This window comes from Methyloceanibacter caenitepidi, from assembly GCF_000828475.1.
GTDB lineage: Bacteria > Pseudomonadota > Alphaproteobacteria > Rhizobiales > Methyloligellaceae > Methyloceanibacter > Methyloceanibacter caenitepidi.
On record NZ_AP014648.1, the window covers coordinates 2,625,152 to 2,648,409 of the forward strand.

27 protein-coding genes are annotated in these 23,258 nt (G+C 63.2%); 9 read left to right on the plus strand and 18 right to left on the minus strand.

Features of this window, described 5'->3' with window-relative positions:
• Window positions 1–22: 22 nt before the first annotated feature.
• Genes GL4_RS18245 through GL4_RS12450 form a run of 3 tightly spaced genes read right to left on the minus strand, consistent with a single transcriptional unit; the run spans window position 23 to window position 1,265 of the window.
• A complete protein-coding gene (locus GL4_RS18245; protein ID WP_425283174.1) occupies window positions 23–391 on the minus strand; it encodes an HK97-gp10 family putative phage morphogenesis protein in 369 nt (122 codons plus the stop codon).
• Window positions 370–693, minus strand: a complete 324-nt coding sequence (locus GL4_RS12445; RefSeq protein WP_045368024.1) for a phage head closure protein — start codon at window positions 691–693, stop codon at window positions 370–372. The genes GL4_RS18245 and GL4_RS12445 overlap by 22 nt, the downstream gene beginning before the upstream one ends.
• The gene (locus tag GL4_RS12450; RefSeq protein WP_045368025.1) at window positions 690–1,265 is read right to left on the minus strand and encodes a head-tail connector protein; all 576 of its coding nucleotides are present in this window, start codon (window positions 1,263–1,265) and stop codon (window positions 690–692) included. The genes GL4_RS12445 and GL4_RS12450 overlap by 4 nt, the downstream gene beginning before the upstream one ends.
• Window positions 1,266–1,353: 88 nt before the next feature.
• On the opposite strand from GL4_RS12450, the gene GL4_RS18250 reads away from it, so the two are divergent.
• Entirely contained in the window at window positions 1,354–1,683 is a 330-nt protein-coding gene (locus GL4_RS18250; protein ID WP_082025648.1) for a helix-turn-helix domain-containing protein, read from the plus strand.
• A 277-nt stretch (window positions 1,684–1,960) separates the two neighbouring features.
• Here the strand turns inward: GL4_RS18250 and GL4_RS12455 are convergent, their stop codons facing one another.
• The gene (locus tag GL4_RS12455) at window positions 1,961–3,232 is read right to left on the minus strand and encodes a phage major capsid protein (RefSeq protein ID WP_052464819.1); all 1,272 of its coding nucleotides are present in this window, start codon (window positions 3,230–3,232) and stop codon (window positions 1,961–1,963) included.
• 434 nt (window positions 3,233–3,666) lie between these two features.
• Here GL4_RS12455 and GL4_RS12460 point away from each other — a divergent pair, with 434 nt between their 5' ends.
• Window positions 3,667–5,022, plus strand: coding sequence for an ApeA N-terminal domain 1-containing protein (locus tag GL4_RS12460; protein WP_172653353.1), 1,356 nt, complete (start codon window positions 3,667–3,669; stop codon window positions 5,020–5,022).
• Between the two features lie 295 nt (window positions 5,023–5,317).
• Window positions 5,318–6,208 (plus strand): cation diffusion facilitator family transporter, encoded by an 891-nt coding sequence (locus GL4_RS12465; RefSeq protein WP_045370080.1) that lies wholly within the window; start codon window positions 5,318–5,320, stop codon window positions 6,206–6,208.
• A 66-nt stretch (window positions 6,209–6,274) separates the two neighbouring features.
• Here the strand turns inward: GL4_RS12465 and GL4_RS12470 are convergent, their stop codons facing one another.
• The 8 genes from GL4_RS12470 to GL4_RS12505 all read right to left on the minus strand — a co-directional run bounded on the left by GL4_RS12470 (window position 6,275) and on the right by GL4_RS12505 (window position 12,521).
• Window positions 6,275–6,649 carry a DUF2019 domain-containing protein gene (locus tag GL4_RS12470; protein WP_045368030.1) on the minus strand — a complete coding sequence of 125 codons (375 nt, stop codon included), beginning with the start codon at window positions 6,647–6,649 and terminating at the stop codon, window positions 6,275–6,277.
• Entirely contained in the window at window positions 6,646–7,494 is an 849-nt protein-coding gene (locus tag GL4_RS12475) for a hypothetical protein (protein WP_045368032.1), read from the minus strand. The genes GL4_RS12470 and GL4_RS12475 overlap by 4 nt, the downstream gene beginning before the upstream one ends.
• 53 nt (window positions 7,495–7,547) lie before the next feature.
• Window positions 7,548–8,144: an HK97 family phage prohead protease gene (locus tag GL4_RS12480; RefSeq protein ID WP_045368033.1), complete on the minus strand. Its 597-nt coding sequence runs from the start codon at window positions 8,142–8,144 to the stop codon at window positions 7,548–7,550.
• A 71-nt stretch (window positions 8,145–8,215) separates the two neighbouring features.
• The gene (locus tag GL4_RS12485) at window positions 8,216–8,416 is read right to left on the minus strand and encodes a hypothetical protein (protein ID WP_045368035.1); all 201 of its coding nucleotides are present in this window, start codon (window positions 8,414–8,416) and stop codon (window positions 8,216–8,218) included.
• Between the two features lie 74 nt (window positions 8,417–8,490).
• Window positions 8,491–9,708, minus strand: coding sequence for a phage portal protein (locus GL4_RS12490; RefSeq protein ID WP_045368037.1), 1,218 nt, complete (start codon window positions 9,706–9,708; stop codon window positions 8,491–8,493).
• A 211-nt stretch (window positions 9,709–9,919) separates the two neighbouring features.
• Complete coding sequence (locus GL4_RS12495; RefSeq protein ID WP_082025649.1) at window positions 9,920–11,266, minus strand: DNA-packaging protein; 1,347 nt, start codon at window positions 11,264–11,266, stop codon at window positions 9,920–9,922.
• Window positions 11,202–11,813: a hypothetical protein gene (locus GL4_RS12500; protein ID WP_045368039.1), complete on the minus strand. Its 612-nt coding sequence runs from the start codon at window positions 11,811–11,813 to the stop codon at window positions 11,202–11,204. Before GL4_RS12500 ends, GL4_RS12495 begins: the two co-directional genes overlap by 65 nt.
• Before the next feature lie 330 nt (window positions 11,814–12,143).
• Window positions 12,144–12,521, minus strand: a complete 378-nt coding sequence (locus GL4_RS12505) for a hypothetical protein (RefSeq protein WP_045368040.1) — start codon at window positions 12,519–12,521, stop codon at window positions 12,144–12,146.
• 503 nt (window positions 12,522–13,024) lie between these two features.
• Here GL4_RS12505 and GL4_RS12510 point away from each other — a divergent pair.
• The 4 genes from GL4_RS12510 to GL4_RS12525 all read left to right on the plus strand — a co-directional run bounded on the left by GL4_RS12510 (window position 13,025) and on the right by GL4_RS12525 (window position 17,079).
• On the plus strand, window positions 13,025–13,309 hold the full coding sequence (locus tag GL4_RS12510; protein ID WP_156137585.1) for a hypothetical protein: 285 nt from the start codon (window positions 13,025–13,027) through the stop codon (window positions 13,307–13,309).
• Between the two features lie 186 nt (window positions 13,310–13,495).
• Complete coding sequence (locus GL4_RS12515) at window positions 13,496–15,766, plus strand: transglycosylase domain-containing protein (RefSeq protein ID WP_082025650.1); 2,271 nt, start codon at window positions 13,496–13,498, stop codon at window positions 15,764–15,766.
• Between the two features lie 39 nt (window positions 15,767–15,805).
• Window positions 15,806–16,474, plus strand: a complete 669-nt coding sequence (locus tag GL4_RS12520) for a DUF1214 domain-containing protein (protein ID WP_156137587.1) — start codon at window positions 15,806–15,808, stop codon at window positions 16,472–16,474.
• Window positions 16,475–16,476: 2 nt separating this feature from the next.
• Window positions 16,477–17,079: a DUF1254 domain-containing protein gene (locus tag GL4_RS12525; protein WP_045368044.1), complete on the plus strand. Its 603-nt coding sequence runs from the start codon at window positions 16,477–16,479 to the stop codon at window positions 17,077–17,079.
• Here the strand turns inward: GL4_RS12525 and GL4_RS12530 are convergent.
• The 4 genes from GL4_RS12530 to GL4_RS12545 all read right to left on the minus strand — a co-directional run bounded on the left by GL4_RS12530 (window position 17,068) and on the right by GL4_RS12545 (window position 20,403).
• A complete protein-coding gene (locus GL4_RS12530) occupies window positions 17,068–17,259 on the minus strand; it encodes a hypothetical protein (protein WP_045368046.1) in 192 nt (63 codons plus the stop codon). The two genes, GL4_RS12525 and GL4_RS12530, sit on opposite strands and share 12 nt — an antisense overlap.
• 114 nt (window positions 17,260–17,373) lie before the next feature.
• Window positions 17,374–17,721, minus strand: coding sequence for a DUF1491 family protein (locus GL4_RS12535; RefSeq protein WP_045368048.1), 348 nt, complete (start codon window positions 17,719–17,721; stop codon window positions 17,374–17,376).
• Between the two features lie 41 nt (window positions 17,722–17,762).
• Window positions 17,763–18,467 (minus strand): peptidoglycan-binding domain-containing protein, encoded by a 705-nt coding sequence (locus GL4_RS16850; protein ID WP_172653354.1) that lies wholly within the window; start codon window positions 18,465–18,467, stop codon window positions 17,763–17,765.
• 163 nt (window positions 18,468–18,630) lie between these two features.
• On the minus strand, window positions 18,631–20,403 hold the full coding sequence (locus GL4_RS12545; protein ID WP_082025652.1) for a PAS domain-containing sensor histidine kinase: 1,773 nt from the start codon (window positions 20,401–20,403) through the stop codon (window positions 18,631–18,633).
• Window positions 20,404–20,790: 387 nt separating this feature from the next.
• Here GL4_RS12545 and GL4_RS12550 point away from each other — a divergent pair, with 387 nt between their 5' ends.
• Both GL4_RS12550 and GL4_RS12555 read left to right on the plus strand, forming a co-directional pair.
• Window positions 20,791–21,234 (plus strand): DUF5330 domain-containing protein, encoded by a 444-nt coding sequence (locus GL4_RS12550; protein WP_045368050.1) that lies wholly within the window; start codon window positions 20,791–20,793, stop codon window positions 21,232–21,234.
• Window positions 21,235–21,428: 194 nt separating this feature from the next.
• Entirely contained in the window at window positions 21,429–21,878 is a 450-nt protein-coding gene (locus GL4_RS12555) for a SufE family protein (protein ID WP_045370091.1), read from the plus strand.
• A gap of 15 nt (window positions 21,879–21,893) precedes the next feature.
• On the opposite strand, the gene GL4_RS16855 is transcribed toward GL4_RS12555, so the two are convergent.
• Complete coding sequence (locus tag GL4_RS16855; protein ID WP_052464475.1) at window positions 21,894–22,754, minus strand: DUF6456 domain-containing protein; 861 nt, start codon at window positions 22,752–22,754, stop codon at window positions 21,894–21,896.
• Window positions 22,751–23,140 carry a helix-turn-helix domain-containing protein gene (locus tag GL4_RS12565; RefSeq protein ID WP_244462614.1) on the minus strand — a complete coding sequence of 130 codons (390 nt, stop codon included), beginning with the start codon at window positions 23,138–23,140 and terminating at the stop codon, window positions 22,751–22,753. Before GL4_RS12565 ends, GL4_RS16855 begins: the two co-directional genes overlap by 4 nt.
• Window positions 23,141–23,258: the final 118 nt, after the last annotated feature.

Consider the following 23,258-nt stretch of genomic DNA (forward strand, 5'->3'; position numbering starts at 1 on the left):
GCGCCGAATGCAATGGAATGCCTCAGTGCTTGGCCCAACGCGCCCGTAAAGTATTTGTGAGTTCTTGCTTAACGCGAGGTAAACGCGCGCGGAAAACCGGCCAAAGAAAAGGCCTTGCGCGCATTTTCCGTGTCCCGAACTCGAGGAACCGCGCAGCCCTGTGCCGCGTCCCGACGGCGAAGACCGGCCTGTCGCGCACGCTTACGTCAATTGTTTCAATCGTTTCGCCAACTTGCCCAGGCGCGCCCAGCGCCGCCTCGGCCCTGATCGCCTCCGCCTGACCGGCCAGGGTCTCGCGAACGTCGCGCTCGAGGCCCCGCGCCGCCAGGCGCCGCTGCAGCGCTTCGAGGCCTTTGACGCTAGCGGTGATCACAGGTCCCGCTCCTCGCACAGACAGCGCAGCCAGCGGCGGCGCTCGCCCACATCCGCGGCGGTCAGGATTTCGAAGACGCGGGTCCCGAACACAAAGCGCATGGCCGGACGCACGCCGTCGCGGTAGCGAAGCACGACCTCATAGGCAAGCTTGCCCGCGAGCCGTCCGGCCTCGACCCCTTCGGACCCACCAGCCGGCGTCAGCTGCGCCCACACCTCGGCCACATCGGTCCAGCTCGTGGTCGCCCCGCCTGCCCCGTCGCTGACGCGCTGCACTTCCTGCAACGTCAGCCGATGGCGAAGTTCGCTTAGGCGCGTCACAGGCGCACCCGGCGAAAAGGCTGCAGCAGCCCCGCCGCGATGGCCGGCACGCCTTGGGGACCCGGACCCAGCTCCACCGGCTCGCGCCGCTCGAACCAATGGGCAACGAGCAAGAGAAGCGCCTGGCGGATCGGCTGCGGCACATCCGTAGGCGCATCGCCGAAACCGGCGACGAACGCCACTTCGAAACCGTTGAACGGCCGCAGGCCCACGGACGGGACCAGTGCGGTCAGCACCAGGCGGGCCGGATCTGACAACACGTCGATGTCGTACCCGCCCGCATCGACGGCGGACGTACCCCCGTCGCCGTCATGCAGCCTCACCGCGCTCACCGACTGCACGGGGCCGAGCGGCAGGGCCACGCACCCTCGCTGCGGCACCGCATCGAGAAAGTGCGACCAGCTCTGCGTGATCAGCGCGAGCCCCCGCGAGCGCTCGATAAGCATCCGCGCGGCCACGATGAGCGATGAGATCAGCGTGTCCTCGTCGTCCGTATCGACGCGCAAATGCGCCTTGGCCTCGGCCAAGCTGATGGGCTCGGCGGCGGGCGCCGCCGTCAACACATGCACCATGACACACCTCTCTAAATTTTGTTGACAGGAAGATTTATAGTTTTATATATTTTATGAAATTTAATTATCTATAGAAGGTACATGGAAGATGGCTAAGAAAAGTAATGGTTTAGGGGATCGCATTCGTAGGATCAGGGAGGCACGCGCTTTTAGCCAGTCTGACCTGGCGAAAATGGCCAACGTTACTCCTACGGCCGTGTGGAATTGGGAGACAAACGGTGTCGTGCCCAGAGCTGAAACGCTTCTGGTTGTTGCCCAACGGCTTGGTGTGACTAAAGAATATCTCCTGACGGGACAATCGGGCGTTCAGGATCCGGCGACAAGCGCTTCGACTGAAGAGCTGTCTCTCGAAGATCTCATCCGAGCGATTGCTGCGAAGGGATTCGAAGTTTCGATACGGCCAAAATCTCCCTCGTAAAATTAGTGGCGGCCGCTCACGCGAGGGAGGGGGTGGGCGCGCGAAGCGGCCGCCGGCCTGGCCAGGCACAACTGGGATCAACGACGACGGCAGGCACGCCGCACGGCGTTCGTTAACGCGGGCCTTCAAAACCACAACATGTCGTAGGGAACAGCGCGCGAAGATTTACGAACCCCTGATTCGTCGCCGCTCTGTTCACGGTGTGGGCTTGCGCGAAGCGCCTAAGGCGCGGCCTCCAACACAAGATGTGGGAGGCCGCGCCAATCGCTGGCGGTGCCTAGGACGTTCCGAACTTCAGAAGCTTGATGGCATCGAAGTCCTGCACGCCGCCGCCCACGCGCTTGGTCGTGTAGAACAGCACGTAGGGCTTGGCCGAGAACGGATCGCGCAGCACGCGGATGCCCGCCCGGTCGACCACGAGATAGCCCCGGCCGAAGTCGCCAAAGGCGATCGCGAACGTGTCGGTGTCGATGTCCGGCATGTCCTCGCTCTCGACGATCGGATAGGTCATCAGCGTAGGCGACAGGTCCGCGCGCTCCGGCGGCTGCCAGAGGTAGTTGCCGTCCGCATCCTTGAACTTGCGGATCGTTGCCTGCGTCGCCCGGTTCATGACCCAGTGCGCGTTGGCGCGATAGTCGGACTTCAGCGTGTAGATGAAGTCGATGAGATCGTCGCTCGGGTGCGATGAATCGAACGCACCGTCATTGCCGGTCGCCACATAGCCGATCTTGTCCCAGGCCCAGGAGCCGTTCTCGACCTTGGTATAGTCGAGAAAGCCGCGCGGCTTGTTGTTGCCGTCGCCGGAAATGAAGGCCGCGCCTTCCTGTTGCGCGAAAGCGACCTGGATTTCCTCCGCCAGCCACTCGTCGATATTGACGGCGGAGTCGTCCAGCAGGCTCTGCGTGGCCGACGGCATGGCGTAGATCTCCATGGTCGGGAAGGTCAGCTCGGCCAGCGTCGGCGAGTTGGTCTCGTCCCGCGTCGTGGTCTCGGCGACCCAACCGGTCGCGGGGCCCGTGACGGAGAAAGGCTTCTTGTAGACGGACGCGCTCACCGTGCGGTTGCCGGCGATGGCGCGGATGGGCGAGATCTCCTTCACGCCGCGCAGCACTGCCGCCTCGACCTCCGGCGGCACCAGATAGCCGCCGTCCGCGCCGTCATTGGTGCTGATCGCCAGCGCCTTCTGCTCCAGCGACAAAAGCCCGGACGTCTCGCCCCGGCGTATATAGCCGTCGAACGCGGCTTTGTGCTGCAGGTGCGCGCCGGAGGCAAAGCGCGCCGAAGAAGACAGGCGCGGCCGCGCGCCCTTGAGGGTCAGGCGGTCCAGATACGCCTTCTGCTCGTCCAGCGCCTGGTTGATGCGGTCGATCTTGTCCGTGGTCACCACGTCGGCGGGCATGCCCCGCTGGAGCGCCCGGATCTTGTCGTCGTTCTCCTGCTTGAAGAGCTCGAAGTTCTGCAGGAATTGCTCGAAGGCGAGCGCCACGTCGTCGCCGGTCCCGCCGGGCGTCGTGGTCACCACGGTGGTGGCCGGCACGCCGGGGTCCATCACATCCATTTTGCCGTAGCGGGCCTTTGTCTCGAGGTCGTCGAGAGCAGTCGTATCGTGCTGTTCGTCCATCGTCAGTCCTCTGTTTTAGGGGCGGGAATGCGCCCCATGCGGCAACGCCGCGGCGCGCGATGCGCACCACGGGCAAAACCGTCAGGGGCTGGTGGAAAAATTCAATCGCGCTTAAGTGGCGCGAAGCGCGAAGGCGCCAGAAAAAAGCCCGGCTCAAGAGCCGGGCACAACTAGGTTGAACTCTTGTCGGCCCCCAACGCTAGGCAGGCTCTTAGGGCGATCAATCCTGCCGAAAGTGCTGCCCGCTGGCGTAGTGCCAGCTTGCAGGATGACTGCACGCCAAAGTTGCGCACGGCACCTTTCACCGCCAGGATGTCATCTAATCAGAATCGGTCCTGCATGAAAGGTGTGACATGGTCCGGATGGAAGTCTTCAAGGAATGGTTTGCCGTCAGGATGAACCACAGCGACGATGAAACCTGGCCCGGCCGACTCTCGTATGATCCGAATGATGGAATCTATCTCAATGCAATCAACTTCGCGGAGTGGGAACTTGGAGGAGAGGGCAATCCCTATTTTGAGGGAGAGACCATTACTGGTTATCTCGACTACCAAACTCCGACGACACTCGTCCGACCGTTCATACAGAACTTCAATCCAGGCAGCATAGGAAGAGATTTCGCGCTCACTCGTGCACGGTACCGAGTCGTTGCCAACGGCATCCTGAAGAAACTGCACCTAGAGACTCTAGGCGATCGATGTTTTGAGGGCTTCAATTGCGAGCTGCCCTCTTTTCATGCCTGGATCGCTCCGCAGCTGGTACAAAGCAGCTATTCTGCCGTTGGAAGCCTACCGTTGCCCAACATCGTGATTGGGGAACCTTCGAAGATTGAACTTTCGCTCTCTTCAGCTACAGCCGAGGTGGTCAAATACACATCTGCAGGCGAAGACGCTCCAATTAGGCAGCACACAGTGCTTTCGCTGGTTCTGAGCGAACCCGCCGACTACGAAGCAGTGATGCGATTGGTGTCGGCAATCGAAATCATGTTCAGCTTTTTGATTGGTGCACGCCTAGAGACGTCGGTCCTCAATCTCCCCACTACGCGCTACAACGAGGACGCTTACAAGATCACAGCGGAATGTTGGATTGTTCCGGCATGGAAACGCGCCGCTGCCGCGCCTCATCCGCAACATCGCCTCTTCACAGAAGGCGTCTCTCCCGTGGATACACAAGCTCTCTTAGATCGATGTCTATCCAATCCGGTCGAGCTGATTTCAATAATGAACGTAGTGCTCTGCGTAGAATCGAATGATGGTCGGATTGATGACAGCTTCGGGGAACTGCTAGGAGCACTAGAAGCCTTTGACAAAAAGCAGTTCGGAAGCGGCGCCGATCCAAACATCAATCACATTCGCAAGCAGTTAAAGGAGCTGGTCGAGAAGCACGGAACTGAAGAGCAGAAGGCAGTCTGCGTTCAAATTGGAGATTCATTTCGTAACGAGTACTCACTGCGAAAGCGACTAAAGCGTCTCTATGACATGTGGAAGGCTGATGGCTTCAAAGGAGACCCCGATCTCGGGAGGATTGTGGACATCCGAAATCTCAAACCTCATGGCAGAGGCCATCGCTTATCGCCTGATGTTGTAGGTGAGATCATAGTGTTCATGCCGTTCCTGTGCGCTCTGGCTCGTTATCATATTCTCAAAGTACTGGGATTTAGTGCGTACGACATTGGTCAGGGCTTCAGACGCATGTCTCGCTATCAGGACTTCGTCTAAGTGAACCCTCCGAGTGGCCCAACAATTCCATTGTGTCTGACTCATATCTTCAGGCCCATGTCCCCCAAGACCTGGCGAACCGCCATCCAAAGTCACAACCGAGCCACGAACATCGCGAGCGGGCAGGTCTCGAAACGGGGATTGCCCCGGCGGTTGGGCATGGCATGCCACGCGTAGACCTCCCCGAGTTGCAAACCATTGGCGTCTTGTGCGGGTCCGTGTTTGACCCGATTGGCCCGTTGCGTTAGCGAAGGCGGCAGCGCCGCCCCCAACCCGTTCAGCCGACATGCCCAAGATGAAGTTCGTAGCCAAGCTCGCGCTCGCGAGCATCGCCGTTGGGCTCCTCGTCCTCGGGCTGAAATGGGCCGCCTACCTTGTGACCGGCAGCGTCGCGCTTTATTCCGACGCGCTGGAAAGCGTGATCAATGTCGCCACGGCGATCGCGGCGTTCCTGGCCGTCCGCCTCAGCGCCGTGCCGCCGGATGCCAACCATCCTTACGGCCACCAAAAGGTCGAGTACCTGTCCGCCGTCGTCGAGGGCGTCCTGATCGTCGTCGCGGCGCTGGCCATCCTGCGGAAGGCCTATTTCGGCCTGATGGACCCGCATCCGTTCACCGCGCCGGTGCCGGGCCTTGCGCTGAACATCGTCGCGAGCCTGATCAACGCCGCCTGGTGCTTCGTGCTCCTGCGCTATGGCCGCCGGCATCGCTCGCCCGCGCTCGTGGCCGACGCCAAGCACCTGCTCTCCGACGTGATCACCTCGGTCGGCGTCGTCGCCGGCGTCGTTCTCGTCGTCCTGACCGGCTGGACCCCGCTCGATTCCATCGTCGCGGCCCTCGTCGCCCTCAACATCCTATGGTGGGGCTGGTCGCTCATGCGCGAGTCCGTCGGCGGCTTGATGGACGAAGCCGTGTCGAACGAGATCCTGTCCGACATTCGCCTCGTGATCTCGCGCGAAGCCGAAGGCGCGATTGAAGCCCACGACCTCCGCACGCGAACCGCGGGCCCCACGGTGTTCATCGACTTCCACCTTGTCGTCCCCGGCGCGATGAGCGTGGAGGAGGCTCACGACATCTGCGACCGCATCGAGGCCGCGCTTAAAGAAGAGATGAGCCACGCAGTCATCACGATCCACGTCGAGCCCGAAGACAAGGCCAAGATGGGCGCGGGCGTGCCGGTCCTTTAGGAATGGCGTTCCGAAGCGCGACCGCCACGCCTGTCTTTGAAATCGGACATTCCGTGCCCGCCCTCCTCAGGTCGGCTTGAAGATGCCTTCTTCCAAGGTCCAAAGCGTCATTCCGGCGTGACCGGCATACGGCTGTAACTTAGAAGCCTCAATGGCCTGAAGCACCCGGAGTGCTTGGTCGGGAGCAAGAGCTAGCGTGTTCTTGGCAGCATTCATTCGAACCCACTGGCTATCGTGGTTATAGAGCGTCGTAAGTACTCGTCGTGCGTCTTGAGGCCGACTCCGGAGTTCCCCCACAACGGCCTGCTCCTTCCGGAACAGTTGGTTGTAGTAGTCCGACGAGTCGCCATAGAGCACCGCATCCTCTTCAGCCAAACTAAGTGCCACGAATCGCTCAACAAGCTCTTCCAGCGTTAGCTTCTTTAGATCGATACGTGTCATGGCTTGAGAACCCCAAATTGAATCAGCACCTTAATCCCAACTCGGTAGCGGGTTTCCCAATCCTCGCTTCGAAGCACGTCCCTCGGCTTCTGGTTCCCAAATTCAAGCTGTTCGTTTTTGAAGTAGTCCGAGATTCGCTGATGCTTGAACTTGGGAATTCGCACAAGATTCTCAGGAGAGTTGATCCGAGCCTTCTCCTCTTCCGTCGCCGAGTTTTGCTCAACAATATGATGGATTTCGTAGCCTGGGGATCTGCCCTCTTGTGCGGCGTCCTGAAGCTCTTCCAATGACTTTGGCGGATCATGATAGCTTACCATTGACGGCAGATGCTCTTCGGAAATCCAGCGAGCTATATTGCTTACGAGGAGCGCGCGACGGACATTGCGGACGACTAGTTCGCGGTGCGCGCGGCGAGCAGCGCCTCGGAGAGCGGCACGCACTGCGGCAATCTCAATCATACGGTAAGTCACGAACTTTATGAGAGCATTCTTCGTTCTCGAGCGGGTTGGCTTCTCAGCTGGAACATCCGACAGCTCCTGAACCCGCTTTGGCAGATAGTACGGCCGTGGCGAGACATCCGTAAGCGTATTCGGGTCGTCGTTCTGCGCGACGCGAACGAGGCGCTCATCGCTTGACCGGCCGCTGGCACTGCCGCCGCCGTCCGTCCACTGCCCGCCGTGCGGGTTGCCGGCCGGGACGCGCGGCTGGTTGGGGTCGTAGCCATACTTCCGTTCGACCGAGTCGCGCAGGTCCAGAAGCGCCTTCTCCACGCGATACGCGCAATAGAACCAATAGGCGCGGCGAAGCGCGTGCAAGGCCTCGCGGCCCGCGACAGATGCAGTCATGCCACGCCCTCAAGAAAACTGTTCGATTGTCGTGCTAGTCGTCTGTGTCCGGACTAAGCGCCGCGCATGATCTGCGCGCCGCGCCGCAAGGCCCGGGCGAAGCCGGGCAGATTGTCGGGCGCCCGCAAACGCGGACGCGCATCACGCGGCGGCGGCGCTTGCCGCTTCACCGCGCTCACCCGCGCGTCGGGCAGCATGGGAAATGTCACCACGGAGATTTCCCAAAGGTCGATTTTGTCGAGACGGCGCACACCGCTCGCCGGGTCCGTGCGCCCTTGTACGGTGCGGAAGCCGATGGAAAGCCCGTCGAGCGCGCCGGCACGCATCAACGACAGCACCTCGCGGGCGCGGGTCACCTCGGGCATCAAGCGCCCTTTTGCGAAGAGCCCGCGCGCGTCCTCGGCCAGCTCCAGCCACACGCCGATGGGCTCGTTGGGATCATGCTGAAACAGCAGCTTCACGCCGCGGGCCCCGCGCGCGGCGAGGCTCTCCCGAAAAGCCCCGGGCATGACGAGGTCCTGGCCGAGGTCCACCTGGCCGAAGACGCTCGCGTAGCCGGAGAACGTGCCGTCCGCTTCGACGGTCTGCAGATTGACGGGCGCGAACTTGACCTCGCGCTCCGGCGCGAGCTCGCCAAAGCGTTGCAGCATCGTGATGGTCTTTCCCGTTGGGCGCGCCCGCCCAAGGAAGTCACTCCAATGGGGTCACGCTATGTGAAGCGTCAAACGCCCTTCATCGCGACGCCCGCGGTCAGCAGGCCCCAACCGAGCACCGCAGCCCAGAAGGCGAAATGCGAAACGGACGCGAAGCCGCCGTCGATCACACCGAGCACGCCGAGCAGATAGAGCACGACCGCGACGACGATGCAGACGATGGATAGATAGAAGACGTTCTTGGTCGGTGGTGTCAGACGGATTGCCATAGCCCCTCTCCTTGCCGATTCTCTTCATGTGAGTCCCGGCGAAAGGCTAGCATGCGCCCTGGCGTCCGCCCAGCTTAGGGCGGCGGCGCGCCGGACAACGTATCGCCACCGTCGATGGCGCCGTAGCCGACGGCCGCCCGCTTCTCGTTGACGGTCAAAAAGTCAGAGGCTTGCACACGCGCCCACAGGGCCTCGCGCTCGGTGGAGAGCGCTTCCACCGCGTCGAGGTCGGGCTTCAGCTCCAGCGCCGGCGTGTCCGGTCCGTTCCCGAGGTCGAAGCCCGGCGCAAGCCAGGCGGACAGCGCCTTGGCGGTGCGGGCCACGAGCGGCAACACGGTCTGCCGCCAGAAGGAGCGGTTCGCCTCCGCGTAGTTCGCATAGGTATTGTCGCCGGGAATGCCGAGCAGCATGGGCGGGACGCCCAGCGCCAGGGCCACTTCTCTTGCTGCCACGTGCTTCGCCGAGATGAAATCCATATCGCGGGGGCTGAGCCCCATGGCCTTCCAGTCGAGTCCGCCTTCCAGCAGCAGCGGGCGCCCCGCATTCGCCGCGCCGGCGAAGCCGTCCTCGAGTTCGGTCTTCAAGCGCTCGTATTGTTCGGCCGAGAGCTGCCCGTCCTTCGCGGTGTAGACCAGCGCGCCGGAAGGACAGGCGGAGTTGTCGAGCAGCGCCTTGTTCCAGATGCCGGCCGCATTGTGCAGATCCAGCCCCACGGCGGCGGGCTCCAGCGGGCTCAGGCCGTAATGGTCGTTGAGCGGATGGAACAGCGCCATGTGCAGGATGGGCCGCACGCGGGGGCCCTCTTGATCGAACCGCATGGTCTGCCCCGAGACGGCATATTCATACGCCTCCGGCCAGCCGTCCGGTCCCGGCACCACTTTCATGCGGTCGGGACGCAGCGCGTGGAGCTCGCGCACCGTACCGTCCACCGCCACGGCCTCCAGGTAGGCATTCCCCGCCACAATCAGATGGCCGAAGAAGGACTCCAGCAGGTCCGGCCCGCACTCCATCGGATTCGGCCGCTTGAGAAGTGCGAGCAGCGGATGCTCGTCGATCTCCTTGGCGCCGTCGAACAGGTAGAGCGGCACGGAGGCCGCGGCTTCGGCGATCATGCGCACAGAGCGATAGACGATCGGGTTCTTGGTGAAACCTTCGCGCGCCAGGCTGGCGTAGTCGCGCGGGGTCCAAACGGGATGCCCGCCCGTGGCCCAAGCGATCAGCTTCGCCGTCTGGCTCGCCTTGGCTTCGAGGCCGAGCAATCGCCTCAACTGAGTCCGTAAACCCGTTGTCATGAATCACCTTTTACGAGTCGCAGAAGAGCCAAAGAATTCGCGCTCAAGTAGCGCGGAGCGCGGTAGCGCCATAACGAGTTCACACCCGCCACGCCACTCTTGTCATCGCCCGGCTCGACCGGGCGATCCAGTACAGGCCGGACGTCATGATCGCGAGGACCGGTGGTTACTGGATGCCCCGATCAAGTCGGGGCATGACAAAGGAGCGCATTCAAACAAACCGCACTCTCGGCTCCGCACCACCGCGCAAACACAGATCCGTCAGGGCCCAGACCAACGCATCTACGCGGTCGGGGCTGCCCCCGCCGGAGAGGCCATCGAGGCCGAAGTCGCACATCTCGTCTTCGAGTGCCGGTAGCGCGCCCACGTGAGACACGCATGCGCGTTCGTAAAGGGCCGCCACGGGCTCGGCCCGCAGCACCTTGCCCCGCATGGCGCGCACGCTCCGCACCGGCACGGACCCGTCCACCTGCCGCAACACGGTCTCGACCAGCTCGCCGCCTTGGTTCACCTCGGCGACGATGCGGTCCGCCTCGAAGCGGCGGCACGCGGCGATGGCGGCGCGCGCCCAATCGAGAGGCCGCACGCCCTGCACGGTCGCATCCGCCAGCACATAGGCGCGCCCGTCGTCTCCGAGACCGGCGACGACAATCCCGCAGGCATCGGCGCGGGGGCCGGAACTTGCCGGCGGATCCACCGCGACGACGACGCGGACCAGCGGCGGCGGCGCGTCGACTCGGTGCCGCTCGATGATCTCGCGCGGCCACAGCGCGTCCGGCCGGTCTTCCAGCAGTTCCGCCTCGAGCTCTTGCCGCCCGAGCCGCGTGCCGCGATAGCGCCCGACCACCGCCTCCAAAAACGATGGCGCCAGGTTCGCCGCGTTGGCGGCGGTTGCAACACGCGTGACGACGGTGCGCGCATCCACGAGCAGCGCCTTGATCAGCGGGATCGGCCGCGGCGTGGTGGTCACCACCTGCCGGGGCGCTTCTCCGAGCCGCAAACCGAACTGCAGCATGTCCCAGGTCTCCTGCGGCCGCCGCCACTTGGCGAGTTCGTCGCACCAGGCGGCGGTGAATTGCGGCCCGCGCAAACTTTCCGGATCCTCCGCCGAGAACAGTTGCGCCACGGCGCCACTCTCCCAGCGCAATTGCCGCTTCGACGGCTCGAACAAAGGCCGCGCTCCCGGCGGGTGCACCGCCAGCAAACCGGACACGCCTTCGACCATCACGGCACGCACGTCCGACAGCGTTTCGCCGACCAGCGCGATGCGCGCATCGGATGAGTGACGGGCCTCAGCGCGCACCCATTCGGCACCCGCGCGGGTCTTGCCGGCCCCGCGCCCGCCCAGCATCAGCCAGGTGGTCCAGGCCGGCGCCTCGCCGGTTGCTCCGTCGGTAGACGATAGGGGCGGGAGTTGGTCGTCCCGCGCCCAGACCTCGAAATCGTAGTGCAGCGCCGTGAGCTCATCCGGCGAAAGCCTTGAAACGAATCGCTCAATCGTCTCCGGGCTGGAGGCGCGCAAGGCGGCCCGCAAGGTCGCGGCGGAGTCTGTCCGCATCGGCACCGTCCTGTGTCTTCTTCCGGTCTTTGCCGCCGCGCGCGGCCTTGTCGTGGGCTGCTTTGGCCTCGTCCATCTCGACGAGCTTGGCGTAGAGCCGCGCCAGGGAATTGAGGTTGCGGGCATCGCGCTCGGCTTCGGCGGCGCTTTGCGGTCGGCCCTCATTCTCGGCCATGCGCGTCTCGATCTCGCTCATCTTGGCATCCAGCAAGTTGTAGAGGCGTTTTACGATCCGCCTGCGCCGCCTCTCGGTGGGTGTGGGCGGCCGGCCCTCGCTGGGTGGCGGCGGCCGCCGTGTCGGCAGACGCACGAGCGGGGCCACCCGCTCCCAGCCGCCGGCATGCTTGCGCCGCCGTATCGTCTCCTCGGAGGTACCGTGCTTCCAGGCGATGCGCGCCTCCGACATCCCGCTATGGAGATAGTCGTAGTGTACCGCCTCCCAGTCGATCGTAGCGTTCACGCGGTCATCGCGGACCGAGGGCGCGCGCGCCTCTCCCCGTTCAGCGCGCGCGGTCTCGCCGCGCCCGTCCGTGTCGGGTTGCGTCATGGGTACCTTGTTGTTGTCTGGATTTGGAGACCAACAGTCTCCGACTGCGTCATGCCGGGAACCCGCGCTCAAGCAGGCCGCTAGGCCGGTAGCGCATTGAGAAAACTCCCCCTGAAACCAACAACGCCGCCCCATTTCTGGAAGCGGCGTTCTTAACGCGATCAGCGACGCAGGAACTAGGAGGGTACGCCCCCTCAAGGGGCCGTGCCCCTCGCCCAACTGTCGCGTTGTAGGGAAAATCTAGCCCATGAGCGTCACGCTGTCAAGGACTTTTTTCCTAAATTTTCGTCTTTGAGGCTCGACCGTCCTACTCCGTGCAGGTCGGGTGCCCTACTCCGGCTTGGACTTGCAGGGAATGCCGTCGGCGAAGCACTTCGAGTACAGCCCCTGCACGGCGCAGCTGAGATTGGAGTCCTTGGCGAGATCGAAATCCAGTTCCGTGTCGGGAAAGACCTTAGCGGCCTTTTCCATCCAATTCTCGATCGCCACGGTCTCGGCCTCGTCGCGATCGGCCGTGAAGCCCGGACCGCTGCCGGTGATCATCTCGGTGCCGCATTCCAGATCCGCGGCCATATCGGCGTCGGCTCCGGCGTCCGGTTTCGGCACGGACAGATCGAACGCATCGTCTTGAGCGAACGCGAGGCTGCCCAGCGTCAGCAGCCCTATCGCGGCGATCGCCCCAATCGTCTTCACGGCAAAGCTCTGCATGGCCGGCACACTCCCTCCCGGTAACCCATTGTTCTGTTGGATGTCTCTTCTGCGCAGGACTGGCTCGTTTTAGATGGTTCGTTGTCCCTCGAATGAAAGAGGCTTGCGTCGGATTGAAGAGACCCGCAGTCGGCGTCGCCATTCTTTCCGTCCTTTCGGGGAGATTCAAGATCGCGGGACCCATCGCGCACCTCACGCACCTGTGATGGGCGAAGCGGGCAACTGCCCGAACCTGAGGCATTCGGACGCGCATATGTTCTTGATAACGCCTTTCTTTGCCGCGACTGTTGGCGGATAGGGGCCGTTCGGGGGGACTCGCCTCACACCAGATTGCTATGGGCTCAAGCCAAAGGGCGGCTTTCCAGCCGTGCCGGCATTAAGGTTGCGGGCCTTGAGAGACTTGCCGCCCACGGGGTCGTTCGGGCACCTTGGCAAACGAATTTGTAGTTGCGTTAGGCGTGCGGCGTGTGCCGTGCGGAACGCCGAAGAGGGAACGTAGGATCGTGACGAGGCTATGCGGGGCATTGTTGGTCACTGCCGTCGTGGCGCTGGCGCTCGGCGCCTGCAGCCGCAAGGGCCCGGCCCCGGACGTGTCCTTCCTGCCGACCGCCGCGGTCGAGGACGCGGACAAGAAGGCGGCCTTCGAGGCCGCCAAGGCCGTCTGCCTCGAACAGGCGCAGCGCAAGGGGATATCCTCGGTCACCCGCATTCTTCTGTTCAAGGGCAAGGTCTCCGAATCCGACTACGTGGATTGCATGGAGGCAAAGGGCTTCGCGGAGCTCGAATAGACCCGGACACGCCTTGAGGGCCTGACGCCGGGCCTCGCGCAAGCCGCGCGGGATTTTCTGCCGTACATCCCGCCAAACCTCTATAAATGGCCGTATTCGGTGTATACTTAAGAATTCGGGTCGTCTCCCTTGGGACGGCCGGCTTTTGTGTGGGCGGATCGCACTCTCTCAAGAGGTCCAAAGTCGTTGCGGGATATTCAGGGCAATAATCGCGGCAAGCTGATCGATTGGCTAAAGATCGATTCGTGGATCGATTCGGGCCTTTATTCCGCGCTGACCGGCTTCCGCGATTGGTGGGGCGCTTACTCGTCCTTCTTCGGCCGCTTCGAGATCAAAGGATTCTGGCGGGTTTGCAACGAGCTGGTCTGCGATGGCCTCACGCTGAGCGTGGGCGGCCTGCTCGTGGTTCTCGCCTTCGCGCTGCCCTCGTTCGAGATCGCCCAGGGCAAGATCAACCTGTCGGACGAGTTCAGCGTCACCTTCCTCGACCGCTACGGCAACGAGATCGGCAAGCGCGGTCTCCTGCGTGACGACTCCGTGCCGCTCGAGGAAATCCCCGATCACATGATCAAGGCGACCCTCGCCACCGAGGATCGGCGCTTCTTCGATCATTTCGGCATCGACATCATGGGTACGACGCGCGCGCTGGTGCAGAACGCCCGCGCGGACACGGTCGTCCAAGGCGGTAGCTCGCTGACGCAGCAGCTCGCCAAAAACATGTTCCTGTCGCCCGAGCGCGCCATCACGAGAAAGATCAAAGAGGCGTTCATCGCCATCTATCTCGAAAACCACTACACCAAACCGGAACTTCTCAAGCTCTACTTCGACCGGGCTTATCTCGGCGGCGGCTCCTATGGCGTCGAGGCTGCGGCGCAGTACTACTTCAACAAGTCGATCCGCGACGTCACGTTGGCGGAGTCGGCCATGCTGGCGGGCATGTTCAAGGCGCCCACCCGCTATGCACCTCACGTCAATCTCGCCGCTTCGCGCGCGCGCGCCAACGAAGTGCTGAGCAACATGGTCGAAGCCGGCTATCTCAGCGAGGGCCAGGTCTACGGCGCCCGGCTCAACCCGGCGCGCATCGTCGAGCGCGGCGACTCGAACACGCCGGACTACTTCCTCGACTGGGCCTTCGAAGAGGTCCAGCGCATTATGGCCGGACGGCCCAACCGTATCGTCGTGGCCCGTACGACGGTCGACCTGGGGCTGCAGAAAACGGCCGAGACAGCTGTCGAAGATACGATCTCGCAATTCGGCCGCTCCCGGAACTTCAACGCCGGCGCCCTCGTCTCAATAGAGACTAACGGTGCCGTGCGCGCCATGGTCGGCGGCAAGGACTATGGCGTCAGCCAATTCAACCGCGCGGCCCATGCCTATCGGCAGCCGGGCTCGTCGTTCAAACCCTATGTGTATTTGAGCGCGATCGAGCATCTCGGCTACACGCCCGACAGGCGGGTGGTGGACGGTTATGTGAGCTGCGGCCGCTGGTCCCCGAAGAACTATTCGGGCGGTTACCGCGGCGCCATGACCTTGCGAACGGCGCTTGCGAAGTCGATCAACACGGTCGCCGTGAAGCTCTCGCTGGAAGTGGACCGCCAGACAGTGCTGGACGACCTGGAAAAGATGGGCGTCAAGCATTTGAAGAAGACCTGCTCGATGGCGCTCGGCGATAACGGCATGACGCCGCTCGAGCATGTGGGCGCCTGGGGCGTCTTCGCATCCGGCGGCCTGTCCATCCGCCCCTACGGAATCGAGGAAATCAGCACGATCGCCGGTCAGCTGCTTTACAACCATGACCGTGACGAGCCGAAGCCGAAGCAGATCTTCAAGCGTGAGGCAGTCGAAACGCTCAACAACATGCTGCAAACCGTCGTCGACGCGGGAACCGGGCGCCGCGCGCAGCTCGACTACACCAATGCCGCCGGCAAGACAGGGACGAGCTCCAACTATCGCGATGCGTGGTTCATGGGTTTCACCGGCAAATACGTCACCGGCGTTTGGTACGGCAACGACAACTTCTCGCCCATGGGCCGCGTGACGGGCGGCAGCTTCCCGGCACAGACCTGGAAAACCTTCATGGACGCCGCCTATGACGGCGACAACATTCCAACCGCGCCGGGCGTCACGCCGCATCCGCGGCAGATTGCCGAACGGCAGCGGCTCGCAGCGGTCATGTCGCAGAACACCTCCGCCGACTTGCCGGTGCCGCCGCCCGTCGACACATCCAAAGACATGTCCAAGGCGACCCGCCAGGTTCTCGGCAATATCGCGACGCTGTTGCAGAAAGCGCCCGCCGTAACGCCGAACAGCGCCGATCGCCAGAGCCGGGCGACCCCGCCGGCCGGCAACAAGCCCAAATCGAATGTGGCGTCGGCCGAGGGTACAGTCATCCCGCAAGCGGTCTCGAATCGTAATGCGGAGCGGGCGGCGCGCACAGCCAGCACCGACCGTCAGTAAGTCGCCCGCGTTGCGCCTAGATCGAAAGACGATGCTCGCGTGACAGCACTTCCCGACATGCCGCTCTCCGGCGCGCAGACCCATAACAGCCTTTGGCGTGACGAAGGCGGCACGTCCATGCGTGCGCTCGGCTACTTCATTGGCGCTTTTGCCGTCGCGCTGCTCCTGGGGATTGGATCGGCGTGGTACATGATCGAGCGTGGCTCCATGCTCACCACCACCCGCGTCGGACCGTGGACGAGTTGGCTCAGCGAGGGAAATCCCAACGCGGATCCTTATACGCGGGCCCATCTTGCCAGGAGCGGCCGCTTGCCGCTGACGTCGACGGCGGCCCGGTATTTCATGGCCACCACAGACTCCGCTGGCAGCCACTTGAGTCCCCAATGCGAGTACCTCATCGCGGGCGGTCCCTTGAACGCTCGCTGGTGGTCTCTTGCTCTGTACGACTCGCAAGGGTCCATCATTCCTAATCCCTCCAACCGTTACAGCTTCAACAGTGAGGAAGCGATCCGCCGGTCGGACGGGAGCTACGAAATCCATCTTTCGAAGAGCGCGCGGCCCGGCAACTGGCTGCCGAGCGGAACCGATCCATACAGGGACCTCAGACTCTTGCTGCGCGTCTACGGCCCCCGCGAAACTGATGCCGCCGGCATCGGCCAGATCCCCGACGAGAGCCTTCCAACAATCGAGCGTGTGCGATGCGAGTAAGATTGCCGGGACTATACATTGCCCTGGCCGTCGTGCTCGCCGGGCTCATTCACGTGGTCGCCGTGCTGACCTTGCCGGTGCTCGCGCCGCGCGATGCCCACGCCCGGCTTGCTGCCCTCGGTCCCACCAACACGATCATTCAGCTTCCGCCCCTGAAGCCCGGACAACAGGTCATGCCGAACATGGCGCCGGACGTGCGCTACGCCATGTGCCTGTTCGATCTCTCCGAAGGCCCGGTGCATCTGCGTGCGAATATTCCCGATGAACTCTGGCTCATCGCGTTCTACACCCCGATCGGCGAGAATTTTTACACGGTGGTCGGCGCGGACATGAAGCGCGGCAATGTGGACCTTGTCGTCACGACCGGCGATCAGTCCGTGGCGGATGCGACGGGCGATTCTCCCGAAGCCCTCGAGAACCTGCTGGTGGTCAATTCGCCCGCGAACAAGGGCATAGCCTTGATCCGGGCTCCCCTGGCCGGTCCGAGCCGCAGCTTCGAAGCCCAGCGCGCCCTTGAAGCCGCCTATTGCGGACAGCAGCGGGCCACGGTGGCGCCCCCCGCAGCGGCAACGCCCCTACCCGCACCGGCGCCTTCAGGCTTGTGACTTCGTCAGGGCCTCCGCCCTGTGCTCTACATCGGCGCTAGACGATGTCCGTTCCTGAGGGCCATGGCGCTCGATACGCACGCCCGGAAAGATGATGATCTCACCGAGCGCCCCCTCAGACGGCGCTTCCTTTCGGGCGCCGTCGTGCTCCGTCATGCGGAATTCCAATATGGTCGCCATCTCAGGTCTCCACGGATTGCCTCACGCGATGCGCAAACAGATCACCCACACAACGCGTCTTTCCCGAATTAGGACCCCGTTAAGGTTAACGAACCCCTAACGGATCCGCGCAGCTTAGGCTGCGATCAACGCATCGCCGAGAAAGTGCCGCCCCTCTTTGTCCTCGACCGCGATCACCCAGAGGTCGGGGTCGAACTCCTCCTGCCGCGCGAGATATTCGGCCACGGCCTGTGCGTTTGCGGCTTCACCGCCGAAGCAAGCCACCCAGAAGCGTTCGGCCTCGGTCGCGGACAGTCCGGCTGGTGCGGGCGCGTAAAGATTGAGCGTGCCATCCAGCCTGTCGACTTCGATGAAGATCGCGCCCGCGTCCTCGTGGCCGCGCTTGACTACGACCGCGGGAACATTCTCGACGGCGCATCGGCGCAAGTAGGCGCTGACCCAGATCCCGCTCTTCAGACGCATGAGACGGCCTTCTTCATCGGGTCGAGGATACGGTAATCGGCCTAGCGGTTGCTAGCCGCGGTCCTGGTGAGGTCGCGTCCTGTCACGCGCTGCAGCTCGGCAAGAAGTTCCGGCGTGATCGTGCCGGTGACAGCCATGTTGCGGTCTTGCTGAAACGCGCGGACGGCGTCGGCTGTGTTCTCGCCCCATTGACCGTCAATGACCCCGGGGGCGTAACCGAGTTCTGCGAGCACCTGCTGCACGCGCAGGACCGTACCGTCGCCGGCCGCCTGCGCGGCAATGCTGTCGGCCGGCGGAACCGAGCCGGTCGCGTCCGAGTTGGCGATTGTATCGCCGAGCAGAATCTGGCGCAGCACGTCGTCGCTCGGAAGTCCGGTGATGGCGAGCCCTTCGCGCATTTGAAACGCGGAGATGGCTTTGCGCGTCTTGTCCGACAATTGGCCGTCGACGGTTCCCACGTCGTAGCCGCGCAACGAAAGCTCCCGCTGGATAGCCCGGACAACCAGCAGCGATTCCCCATTTCCAGGGGCTTGCGCAGGCAGATCCGTCACGGCCGGCGCCACGGCCCCACCGGACTCCGGCGCCTTTTCATAGGTGCTGGCCGTGCTGCCGTTACGCGCGCCTGCGCGCGGCGGCTCGACACCGATCACACGAGTGGTGCCGTTGCCCGCGGACATTGCATCCGCCATGCCGTGCGGCGCGTGCTCCTGCAGGTAGAGAGCGTTGTAAATGATCGTCGCGGTCATGCCCAAAAAGGCCAAAAACAAAAGCCGCGCTGTGACTACGCCCATTAGTCCCACAAATCGGTTGTTGAGGTCTCGCCCACCCGAATCGAGAGGGACGCCATGCCCCTCCCCCTAACGCATCTTGGCGGCGGAAGCTAAAGAGTTGCTAAACGCCTGTCCGCGCCTAGGCAGCTACTACCGAAGCCGCGTGCTCTTCCTTCGCCGGGGATTCTGCCTCAACTTCAAGCGGCAGAACGATACGCACGGTCGTGCCCTTGCCCAGCGTGCTTTCGAGGCCCAGCGATCCTCCATGAAGCTGCGCGAGCCCCCGTACGACGGACAGGCCGAGGCCCGCGCCCTCGTAGCTGCGGTCATAAGAACTCGCCGCCTGGACGAACGGGTCGCCAAGGCGCGGTAGGTCCTTCTCGGCAATGCCGATGCCGTTGTCGGTCACGGCGAACACCATGTTTTCGCCCTCGACCGAGGCGGCAACTCTCACCCAGCCGCCTTTCTCGGTGAACTTGATGGCGTTCGAGATCACATTAAGCAGCATTTGCTTGCAAGCGCGCTTGTCCGCCGCAAGTTCCGGCAAGCTATCCGCAACCCGGGTCGTAAGAGTCAGCCCCTTCGTCTCGGCCGTATGGCGCAGAACATCGCAGCACGACTTCACCAAGTCGCCCACGCAGAAGGGCTCCCGCACGATGGAGAACTTGCCCGCTTCGATCTTCGACATGTCGAGGATGCCGTTCACGACGCCCAGCAGATGCTCGCCGCTCTCATGGATCAGCCGCGCGTAATCGCGATAGCGCTCCTCGCCAAGCTTGCCGAACAGTTCCCGCTCCAGGATCTCGGAGAAACCGATGATGGCGTTGAGCGGCGTCCGCAGCTCATGGCTCATGCTGGCGAGGAATTGGCTCTTGGCACGGCTGGCGCCTTCGGCCTCGCCGCGGGCGCGCAGGAGATTCGCCTCGTATTCCTTGTGCTGCGAGATGTCGCGCGTGACGGCAACGACGGCGGACTGGTCGAGGCCGTCGGTCTGCGGCATCGGCCGGCAGCGCATTTCGACCCAGGCGTAATAGGCATTGTCGCTGGAACCGCCCCGGCGCAGGCGAAATTCCACCGATATCGGTTCGTTGTTCGCACGGCACCGGTTAAGCGCCGAGAGATAAGCCGGGCGATCGCCGACATGGACATGTTCGAAGAGGCCGTCGCCAAGCACTGCGGGCGCCGTGGCGCCCAGAAGCTGCCGCGCGGCTTGCGAGGCGAACATCACACGTCCGCGGTGATCGTGCAGCGTGATCATGTCGTTCACGTTCTCGGCGAGCAGACGATAACGTTCCTCGCTGGCTTCGATGGCGTATTCGGATTGCCGGTGAACGAGTTGAAGAGTCACCACCAGACCGGCCGCATAGGCGATGGCGCTCAAGGCCACGATAAAGGCAAAGGCTGCGGGCGGGATCGGCAGGGTGAACGGCGTCGGGTCGATGCCTCCGGCGCCCAGCAGGGCGAGCACGACAAGTCCCGTTCCCGCGGCGCCGACGGCCCACGCAACGCTGCGCCGGTCGGTACTCAGGCCCGCCTCGAGCGGCACGGCGACGAGCCACGGCAGCAGCGCCGAGGCAAGCCCGCCGGTCAACCAGGCGCAATAGGTGACGAGGCCGGCAAAGTTCATCGCGGAGATCCGATGCGCGACGGCAAAACGGCCGGTTCGCGACAGATAGATCGCAATCGCGATCGGCGACATCAGCCACAGGAAAGCGAAGGCGCTCAACAAAGATGGCTTGCCCCCGACAACCAAATAGATGGGGAACACGCACAGCGCCAAGGCGCCGCCAAGGAGCCGCGAGGCAATAAAGGTCTGGTGCCGCGCCAAGGTCAGTGCGTCGCCACGCGCCGACTCATGGACAAGCGACCGGAAATAGGCTGACAGGCCGCGGATACTTTCTTGACTCAACACTCGCAACTCGGAGCGGCACGGGACCGCTTCGTCCTAGGAACCTCAGTTAGCGGTCCATTATTCCCGAGCCTCACTTAAAGAAAGCATAAGGCCGCGCGACTTGCCGCCGCCCCGGTGGCGTCCCGCTCCGCTTGGCGAGCCAAACTCCTTGCCGATTTGATTAAAATTTTAGGCAAGTTTATTTCAAATGCATTTACGGACTTAAACATTGCGTTTACTCGGCACCATGGGAAAAACTGATAGAGGAAGTTGAGAGTTCGAGTAAAAATTTACGGGGTTTCGGGAAGGGACGTTATTTTCTTGCGCGTATAGTTCCCTCATCTGCAAAAAAGCAGAGCAAAGAGCGGCGAAAAAAACGGGGCCGCCATCGACAGAGAGGGCAGACAAATGATGTTCCTGATCAGATCGGCCTTTTGGCTGGTAGTGCTCATCCTCCTGATTCCAACGGACGGCGAGCAACAAAAGAAGATTTACGGTATGGCGCAGACGGCTGTGGCCGACATTCGCAGTTTCTGCGTGCGCAACCCCGAAACCTGTGATTCGGGCCAGTTCGCGATCAATGTGCTGGTGCAGAAGGCGCAGTATGGCGCCCACATGGTTCAGAGTCTGGTCAATGATCAGACGGGTACCTTCGCGCCGGCCCGTTATCCTCGTGACAGCCAACAGGCCGCTGCAAATCGGCCGTCGGCCCACCAAGGACCCGTCGATAACTCTGTGATGCCGGTACCGTCGGCGGTGCCCATCGAGCCGACACCCTGGATAAACAGCGGGTCGCAGAACACGCTGAGCCCGGAAGACCTCGAGACGGAGTGGAGCGGCCCGAACGTCTAGCCGTCCGGCCGCTTGCCACGACAAAGAGCACCAAGAACATCCTGAAGCACGGAAGTTTCCCCGGCAGCCCCCCGCCTGCCACCAGACGCGCAAGCGGCCGGTCCCTCCCCTCGGGACCGTCCCTTGCGCGTTCCTTTGCCGCTTCTTGCCCCCAAGCGCTCGCAGTGAGCGGCGAGCAGGCCTATATTCAAGCCATGGACACCGCAACGACCATTGACCGCCCCTCTTTCGAGGAAATCCTCGCCGACTTCGAGCTGCTCGACGATTGGGAGGACCGCTACCGCTACGTCATCGAGCTCGGCAAGAAACTGGAACCGCTGCCGGACGAGCTCCGCAACGCCGACACCAAGGTCCAGGGCTGCGTCAGCCAGGTCTGGCTTTCCACAACGGTCCATCGGAACGGCGTACCGCGCCTCGCATTCATCGGCGACAGCGATGCGCACATCGTCCGTGGGCTCGTCGCGATCCTGTTTGCCATCTACTCCGGCAAAACCGCGGACGAGATTCTCGACATCGACGCCGTCAAGACCTTGGGCGAACTCCACCTCAACGAGCACCTCACCCCGCAGCGCTCCAACGGGCTGATGGCCATGGTGACGCGCATCCGCACCGACGCGGAGAAGGCGCGCACCGGCGCGGCTTAGGGGACGACTCCAACATCAGGACTGGTCGGTCCCGTCCGCGATTCCGTCGATGCGCGGCCGGTAGCCGGGTTGCCCCCATTTCCGGAATTTGCGTTTGCGATCGTCGTCATTGGCGATGAGCCCATAGTGTTTCGCCAGCCGTGTGAGGGCGATCTGGAGCACCACCTTGCCGGCGCGCTGCGGCCAGCCGTTCTCCTTCTCGGCCTCCTCGAGCCCTTTCAGTTCACAACAAATATCGACGAGAACGCCCGAGATCTCGGGCCCCACCGCAGCCAGCGCGCGCATGACTCGGTCCTTTGCCGCCAGGACCTCATCGCGAAGCGCCGCCGGGTCGGTCGGTGCCTCGCGCCGCGACCGGCTCGCCGGCTCGGCCACGGACCAGTTGGCCGTCACGCGCGGGTTCATCTGGGCGAACCAATAATCCGCGCGCAAGCGCTCCCCAGCCTCGAACTGTTCCTGCCCAATGAGCGGCCGTCCCGACCGGTCCTTCCGACTACGAAGCCAGCCAAGCGGACTCTCGCCGTCGTTAAGGAGCACTGACTGCCGGGTGCCGTCGACCTCGCGCATGTCCCGAGACCGGCGCTGATGCTGTGCGCGGAACGGTTCGAAACCTTCGGCGCCGTTTCGGCGAACCCGTGCGTGACCCTCGTCGCTCAGAACCATGCCACGATTGGTACGTTCCAGGAGGTCGGCCGCTATGCACGCCTTCACCAAATCCCGGTCCACGGATTTGACGACGATGCGGCCTGCATCCGAAAGACGGAAGCCGCCCTTGTCGTCTTCGACGAGCACCGCGCCGCCCGCGAGCCGATGCAGGAGCCGCCGATGTGGCGTCGCGGGCGTTGTGTCCAACCGGCGCGCGTGCCGCGCGCTCACTTGCACCTCCCGCGCCAGGAAAGCGCCCCAATCACCGCCGCGACCGCGCATTCCAGCCGTTCCACGCGGCTGTCCAGATCGGGGTCGTCGCGCCGGTCTTCGACTACCTCGCAGGCATGGGCGACAGTGGTCCGGTCGCGCGCAAACAGAGCGCCTACTTCGGTCATGCTCAACCCACAGACAACATGGGTGAGATACATGGCGACCTGGCGGGCGAAGGCAGCCCGGGGAGAGCGTCGCGTGGCCGCGCCGAGCTCCGATGGGTCGACCTCGAACACCAGCGCCACCGCAGGATCGATGATCTGGCGTAGCGTGCCGCGCACGCCATTGCGCGGTTCGATCCCCTCCCGCATGTCCCGATGTCGCTCACTCCCCAACGCACTCATGAACTCGCTCCTCTCAACTCATTATAGGAATAACTTCCTATATACTCTACGAGCGAACGCAATGGGCGGGGATAGAGAAGCGACTCGGGAATCTTCGTAATGCGCGTCTCTTCCCGCG